Genomic DNA, 6,449 nt, shown 5'->3' with positions numbered 1-6,449 from the left:
TGTTTTTGGCTGTTTTGTGGTGCCTGTGGCGCTGTGGCGCTGTGGCGTTGTGGTGGGGTTGGTGCGGTTGGGTCAGTTGTTGGTGATGGAGGGTGCGGGTGTCGGTGGGGGGCGGCTGTCGAGGAGGAAAAGCTGCTTTGGGTCCTTTGTGCGGCAGGGAAGCTGGATCACGGGGGTCCATTGCGTCGGTGGGCTTCCGTGGATCGAGGTGCAGGCGCCGGTGTGGGTGGGGACGAGTCGGTAGCGGGCGTGGCCGGCGGGTTGGAGCTGGAAGTGTTCGGCGTTTCCGCGGTGGCCGCAGTAGTCGTTCGTCAGTTGGGCGCCTGTGTGTGTGCTCCCGCCCGTCACGCCGAGGCAGCCGTTGCCGAAGACCGGGTGGAGGGAGCGGAGCCGGTAGGTGCCGTCTTCCATCGGCTCGACGGAGTAGACCGGGACGGCTTTGGCGCAGGTGGCCTGGTAGATGCGGCCGCTGCTCTCCTCTTCTCGTTCGGACAGGCAGAGCGACGAGGCAGCGGAACGGATGCGGTAGATGCCCGGCTGGGGTCCGGGGAGCGCGGCGCGGGGCGTGGCGGAGGCCGGAGCCGCACCGATGATATGTGCCGGGGCTGTTTCCTCCCGGGTGAGGCGCGTGAGCGCCAGGGAGCCGCCGGTCACGGCCAGCAGGGCCAAGGAGACGCTGCCGATGAGGCGACCGTGTGCCGGCCTCCTCGGTCCCGGAGTCGTCCCCTGTTCAGGGGACGGCTTTCCCTGGTGAGTGCCGCTTGTGTCGGTGTCGCCCGCCGCCGTGGTGTCCTCGGGGGCGGTGGTATGGGGGCTGCTGCGGGTCAGGTCGCGGTGGGCCCTCAGCCAGCGTTCAACGTCGCGCGGAGAACCACCGCAGGCGCGGACGAAAGCCTCCACGACCTCGGGGCGGGGAAGGGAACCGCGGCTGAGGGTACCGGCAAGGGTGCTGGCCGGGAGCGCGTCCCCGCGTTCTTCGGCGTGCACGGCCAGCTGCCGGTACGTCAGGCCTGAACGGTCCTTCATGAGCCGCATCACCACGACGAACTCCGCCGGAGTCCTGGCTCGCCGGGGATCGGGTGGCTGCTCGTCGGGCATGTCCGCCCACTCCCTCCGCTTTCCCCCGTGTTCGGAACACCGGACAGGCTCGCAAGCGTGAGCTGGACACACAAGAGCAAATCGAGCTGTTCGGGGCGCGGGATCGCAAATCGGGGCGGGGAGGGTGGGTTGCCCGTACTGGGACCGCAGGGGCGGTCTTCGACGCCTGAGGGAAGATTCTCTGGTTTGCGCCCTCTCGCCGCGTGCCGAGACGTCGGTGTCAACCGCAAGACGGGTGACCACTGGACCGGCGTACGGATGGTGAAGAACAGGAGCGGTGGGGACTGTGCCGACGCGCCGGTCGTCGACAGTGAACGCGGACAACAGTCCGACTTGCCCGGCTGATCAGCCCGGACATGTCCGGCACCTGTTCCGAACATGTCCCGGACAGGTTGTGTGCTGACATCCCCAGACCGAGGGAGCAAGCTCGCAACATCCGGCCCGACGGGAATCCCGAGCACGGGTAACCGTCCCACGTCCCTCACTGCAAGGGGAGTCCACCTATGAGAATGCGTTTGGCCGTCGCGGCGGCTGTTCTGGGTGCTACTGCTACTGCCGCTGTCGCCGTGCCAGCGACGGCGACTGCTGCTCCGTCAACGGTCTCTTCGTCCTGGTACGACACCAAAGAGACATTCAACAAGAGCGCCGCGTGCGAGCGCAGCGGTCAGTGGTGGAAGGACAACCACACCAACGTCATACGGTGGCGCTGCGACTGGACCTCGTCCAGGAGTTTCCACCTGTACCTGCTGCTGCGCTGATCCAGGTACTTCAAACGGTCCGTCCCTCCGTAAGAAGGGGCGGACCGCCGCCCGGCTGCCGAGCCCGCCTTCGGCCCTACATCGACGAAGGCCTGATCGGCGGCCTCGAAGCCGCCCGCACCACCGGGCAGCTGGACAAGCTGCCCGCCTCGCCCGCGAGCTCAACGCCAACTACACCGCACAGCGCACCTACGCCTGCCACATGCTGCTGCGCGCGATCCTCGGCCATATCCCACCGGCCTTCGGGCACCGGTCCTTCGACCACGTGGTCGAAGGACGTCCTGGGGAAGACGGACAGGGCCTCCGTTCAACGCCTGGCCAATGTCCGCGAAGCCGCCGACGACGCCACCGTCCGCTCTCCACCCATTCGAGCCGCATCACCATCCACGACCTGCCACACCGCGCCTACGCCAACGCCCTGCTCCCGCACGTCCTCGACAAGCTCACCGCCGCACCTCAGACCTGGCCTCGGACAGACACGAACGCCATGAGCCGGGCTCCGCACCGACTGCGGCAGAAGGGGACCGGTCACCGGCCCAAGGATGATGTGCCCGGCGCTGCGGGTGGACCCAGGGGGCTGACGCCGCCCGCGGCGGCAAGGAGGTCGTCGACGAGTCCGACAAGTGTCGTCAGCTGGCCAGTGGCAAGTGGTACTCCGTATACGACGACGCCACCGTCACCAACGTCGCCCAGGCCACCATCGACCACATGGTCCCCTCGCCCAAAGCCCGGCGCTCCGGCGCCGACGCCTGGACCACGGACCAGCGCGAAGCCTTCGGCAACGACCTCGAAGACCCCAGCTCGTCGTCGCCTCCGAGTCCTCCAACAGCTCCAAGAGCGACAGCGGCCCAGCCGACTGGAAGCCGGCCAAGCACGCCTTGTGGTGCACCTACGCCGAGGACTGCACCCATGTGAAGTCCGTGTGCAAACTCACCACCACCGACAGCGAGAAGACCGCGCTGACCTCCATGCTCGACACCTGCACCAACTAGCCCGCACAGTGATCGCGCCAGCGCGGTGTCCAGCGCGGTCAACAGCGTGCGGAACACGGCTCAGGTCTTCTTGCCGAGGCAGCCGACGACGCCTGAACCGCGGCTCATCACCAGGCCACCCGACCCGTTTGGCGGATGCAGGGATTGGGATCGGTGAGGCGAACGGCTGCGGCGAGTCGCCAGCTGGGCTGAGTGCGCTGCGGCGTCGATGAGGAGGAATGCGGGCATTGTTGACGGTTGGCCGTGCGCCCGCCCAGATGGGGCGCTCAGTCGTCGGCGATCTGCAGGGCCAGCGCGAAGTGCTCACCGTCCGTTCCTGCGAGCAGACTGTCGAACAGAGGGGTGAGCCCGTTCACTGCGCCGCATTCGGCGTCGTGGTTGGTCCACCAGCTGGCCTTTGATCCGAGCAGGGACACCACTCGGTCCGCCGCGGGTTCGGCGCTCTCGGCGGGCAGGTGCCGGTGGCTCGGCCAGAGCAGGTCGACGGCCGCGACCTGGGCCAGGAACGGGGCGGCCCTGTGCGTGTCCACCGGTTCCAGAGCAGCGCAGATCTCAGGGACGGACGGTGGGGCGTACCCGGGTAGGAAGCGCCGCCAGGCCTCGTCCGTCGTGATCGCGACCAGCAGTGTGCGGATCCGGGCCGCCAACTGTGGCAGGTCGGCTTCCGGCTCGGTGAAGCGTCCCGCGGCCACGTACACCCGCATCGGTGTGGACAGCTCTGCCATGCCGGCTTCCAGCTCGGCCAGGAGCCCCATGGACGTCACAGCGTGATTCTGCCGTAAGTCCCGCGCGCCCCTCGCCCTGCGCCGGCCGGCTGGAGTGCTCAGTCACGGTAACCGCTGTGACTGAGCACTGCAGTTGGGACTGCCCGGTAGATCGAGAGCTCAGCTCGACGTCCCCTCCAGAGGGAGGTGGTCTCGGTTGGGGTGGCGCGCCGAAAAGGTTTGTCACGAGGTCGGATGTCGACGTTGATCACCTCATGACGACCAGAAAGGGCCATGCCGGTGTACTGACCGGAGACGTTGATTGAGAGCAGGGCGTTCCGCTCGGCAGTCACGAGGCCGGGGTTGAGTGCCTTTCAACCAGGTCTCTGGCGAGCTGACTGATGCGTTCGCGGGCTGTCTCTGGGGTGAGTATCTCGATGTGGTCGCCGAACTGGAGGAGCTGACGCACTGACTCGATGTCGGGGTAGCGGACGACGACGGTGCACCAGCCGTTTTCCGCGTCGGAGACGTCGTGGATGCGGTTGCCGAGGATGCGCCGCGCCAGGTCGAGTCCATTTTCTGGCAGGCGGACGGTCACGCTCACGCGACCTTGCCCCTCTGTGCGTTCCTTCAACGCGGCCCATCTGGTGCGGAGGGTTTCGCTTGGTCGGAGAGCAGCTGGCGCGTCGAGTTGTTCGTAGGACGAGAGTCGTTCCAGAGCGAACAGCCGACCGTTCCCCTGGTCATCGGCGATGAGATACCAGCGACCGGATTTCGCGACGATCCCGTACGGGTCGACCACCCGCGTTGAGGCCTGATTCTCGGCGCTGCGCCGGTATTGGATTCGCAGCCGGCGGCGGTGTCGCAGTGCCGAGGCCAGATCCGATACGTCGACCCCTGCCTCTGAGTCAGCAAACCACGCGGTGCTGTCTACCAGCACCAGGTCCGCCAGTTGCAGCAGGCTCGGCGATCCAGGTGCTGCAGCCTGCCGAGCGGCGATCTTGCGCGCGGCCGACTCCCACACCGCAGACAGACCCATACGCTCAAGTTGCGCGCTGTCCAAACCGGCTACGGAGAGTGCCTCCAGCTCTGATGGTTCCAGATGCGATGCGTTGAGCCGCGCACTGGGGAGCAAGACGATCCCGCCGTTCCGCCCGCGTTCGGCATAGACAGGCACACCTGCTGTCGAGAGCGCCTCGACATCCCGCAGCACGGTCCGCCGAGACACTTCCAGACGTCCGGCGAGCTCGGTGGTGGTGATGCGCTGACGGGCCTGCAGGAGCAGCAAGAGATGCAACAGCCTCGAAGCCTTCATACTGACCAACCTTTGCAGAAAAGGTGACAGGTTCTGTCGCGATGCGGCGGTCAACTGGAGCAGTACCGAGAATTCAACGATCTGAGGAGCGCACTATGCCCGCACCCAACCTGTTCCTGATCGGCGTCCGCGACGCCGAGACCGCTACCGCCTTCTACAGCGACCTGTTCGAGATCGAACCGACCTTCATCAGTCCCCACTACGTAGCTTTCGAGGTTGCTCCCGGCGTCCTGTTCGCGCTGTGGACGGGCTACAGCGAGCGTGCGGTCCCGAACACCCCTCGAACGAGCGAAGTCGGACTGATGGTCCCAGGAGGAGCGACCGGGATTGACGAGATCTTCACGAGCTGGGTCTCGAAGGGAGTCCATGTCGCGGAGGAGCCACACGACGCTGTCTTCGGTCGCACGTTCGTCATCACGGACCCCGACGGCAACCTCATCCGGGTCTCCCCGGTGGACTGATCTTCACGCCCTCTACCCACACGTTGTCGAAGGGCCGCCCGCACCCGATGGTCGGCCCTTCAGGCTGTCCAGGAGCTCAAACATGTCACATCCGAACGCCGTCCTCACCCCGCGCCACCGTCTGAAAGTCGCTCGACTCGTCGTTGACGACGGCTGGCCGACCAGCGAAGTCGCGGCCCGATTCCAGGTGTCCTGGCCAACCGTACAGCGCTGGGCCGATCGCTACCTTGCAGGCGAGTCCATGCAGGACCGATCCTCACGACCCCGGAGATCTCCGACCAAAATACCCAAGAACGTGACGAAGTGATGCGTCAGCCTGCGACTGCGCCTGCGAGAAGGGCCCGTCCAGCTCGCCGCGAGACTCGACATCGCCCCGTCGACAGTGCACCGAATCCTGCGATCGGTCCGACTGAACCGACTCGCCTACGTCGATCGAGCGACAGGTGAACCCGTCCGCCGGTACGTGCACGACCACCCGGGATCGCTCGTGCACGTGGATGTGAAGAAGCTCGGGAACATCCCCGATGGAGGCGGTTGGCGGTACGTCGGTCGCCGCCAAGGCGAGAAGCACCGCGTCGCGACACCGGGCAAGTCACGCAACGCCTACGGCGGCCCGAAGCTCGGATATGCGTTCGTGCACACCGTCATCGACGACCACTCCCGCGTCGCCTACACCGAGGTCCACGATGACGAGACGGCCGTGACCGCAGTCGGCGTGCTGCATCGCGCGGTGGAGTGGTTCGCCGAGCGCGGCGTCACCATCGAGAGGATTCTCTCCGACAACGGCGGCGCCTACCGGTCCTACCTGTGGCGCGACACGTGCGACACCCTCTCGATCACACCGAAGTACACGCGCCCTTACCGTCCGCAGACCAACGGCAAGGTCGAACGCTTCCACCGCACCATGGCCGACGGCTGGGCCTACGCCCGCTGCTACACCAGCGAGCAACAACGCCGAGACGCTCTGCCACCGTGGCTGCACCAGTACAACCAGCACCGTCCGCACAGCGCTTGCGGCAACCAGCCCCCGTTCTCACGGTTGATCAACCTCCCCGATCAGTACATCTAGGCGCCCTGCTCCGCTCTCCACCGCTCGCGCGCCACCGACTGCCGCAGTGCCC

The 6,449-nt window shown here is 66.6% G+C and carries 5 protein-coding genes and 1 pseudogene; 3 read left to right on the top strand and 3 right to left on the bottom strand.

Annotated features, from left to right (window positions below):
- Nucleotides 1–72: 72 nt before the first annotated feature.
- Complete coding sequence (locus ABR737_RS43840; protein WP_350248715.1) at nucleotides 73–1,098, bottom strand: RICIN domain-containing protein; 1,026 nt, start codon at nucleotides 1,096–1,098, stop codon at nucleotides 73–75.
- Between the two features lie 503 nt (nucleotides 1,099–1,601).
- Between ABR737_RS43840 and ABR737_RS43835 the strand changes: the two genes are divergently transcribed.
- Nucleotides 1,602–1,856, top strand: a complete 255-nt coding sequence (locus ABR737_RS43835; protein WP_350248714.1) for a hypothetical protein — start codon at nucleotides 1,602–1,604, stop codon at nucleotides 1,854–1,856.
- Between the two features lie 1,258 nt (nucleotides 1,857–3,114).
- Here the strand turns inward: ABR737_RS43835 and ABR737_RS43830 are convergent.
- Together ABR737_RS43830 and ABR737_RS43825 are read right to left on the bottom strand one after the other, a co-directional pair.
- Nucleotides 3,115–3,603 carry a hypothetical protein gene (locus ABR737_RS43830; protein ID WP_350257150.1) on the bottom strand — a complete coding sequence of 163 codons (489 nt, stop codon included), beginning with the start codon at nucleotides 3,601–3,603 and terminating at the stop codon, nucleotides 3,115–3,117.
- Between the two features lie 298 nt (nucleotides 3,604–3,901).
- Nucleotides 3,902–4,867 (bottom strand): helix-turn-helix transcriptional regulator, encoded by a 966-nt coding sequence (locus ABR737_RS43825; RefSeq protein ID WP_350257222.1) that lies wholly within the window; start codon nucleotides 4,865–4,867, stop codon nucleotides 3,902–3,904.
- Between the two features lie 95 nt (nucleotides 4,868–4,962).
- Here ABR737_RS43825 and ABR737_RS43820 point away from each other — a divergent pair, with 95 nt between their 5' ends.
- The gene (locus ABR737_RS43820) at nucleotides 4,963–5,328 is read left to right on the top strand and encodes a VOC family protein (protein ID WP_350256656.1); all 366 of its coding nucleotides are present in this window, start codon (nucleotides 4,963–4,965) and stop codon (nucleotides 5,326–5,328) included.
- A gap of 82 nt (nucleotides 5,329–5,410) precedes the next feature.
- Nucleotides 5,411–6,397 (top strand): annotated as a pseudogene (locus ABR737_RS43815) (IS481 family transposase).
- The last annotated feature ends 52 nt before the right edge of the window (nucleotides 6,398–6,449 follow it).

It is taken from the genome of Streptomyces sp. Edi2, from assembly GCF_040253635.1.
Taxonomy (GTDB): domain Bacteria; phylum Actinomycetota; class Actinomycetes; order Streptomycetales; family Streptomycetaceae; genus Streptomyces.
The sequence above is the reverse complement of the archived record's forward strand: the minus strand, read 5'-3'. Positions and strand labels throughout refer to the sequence as shown.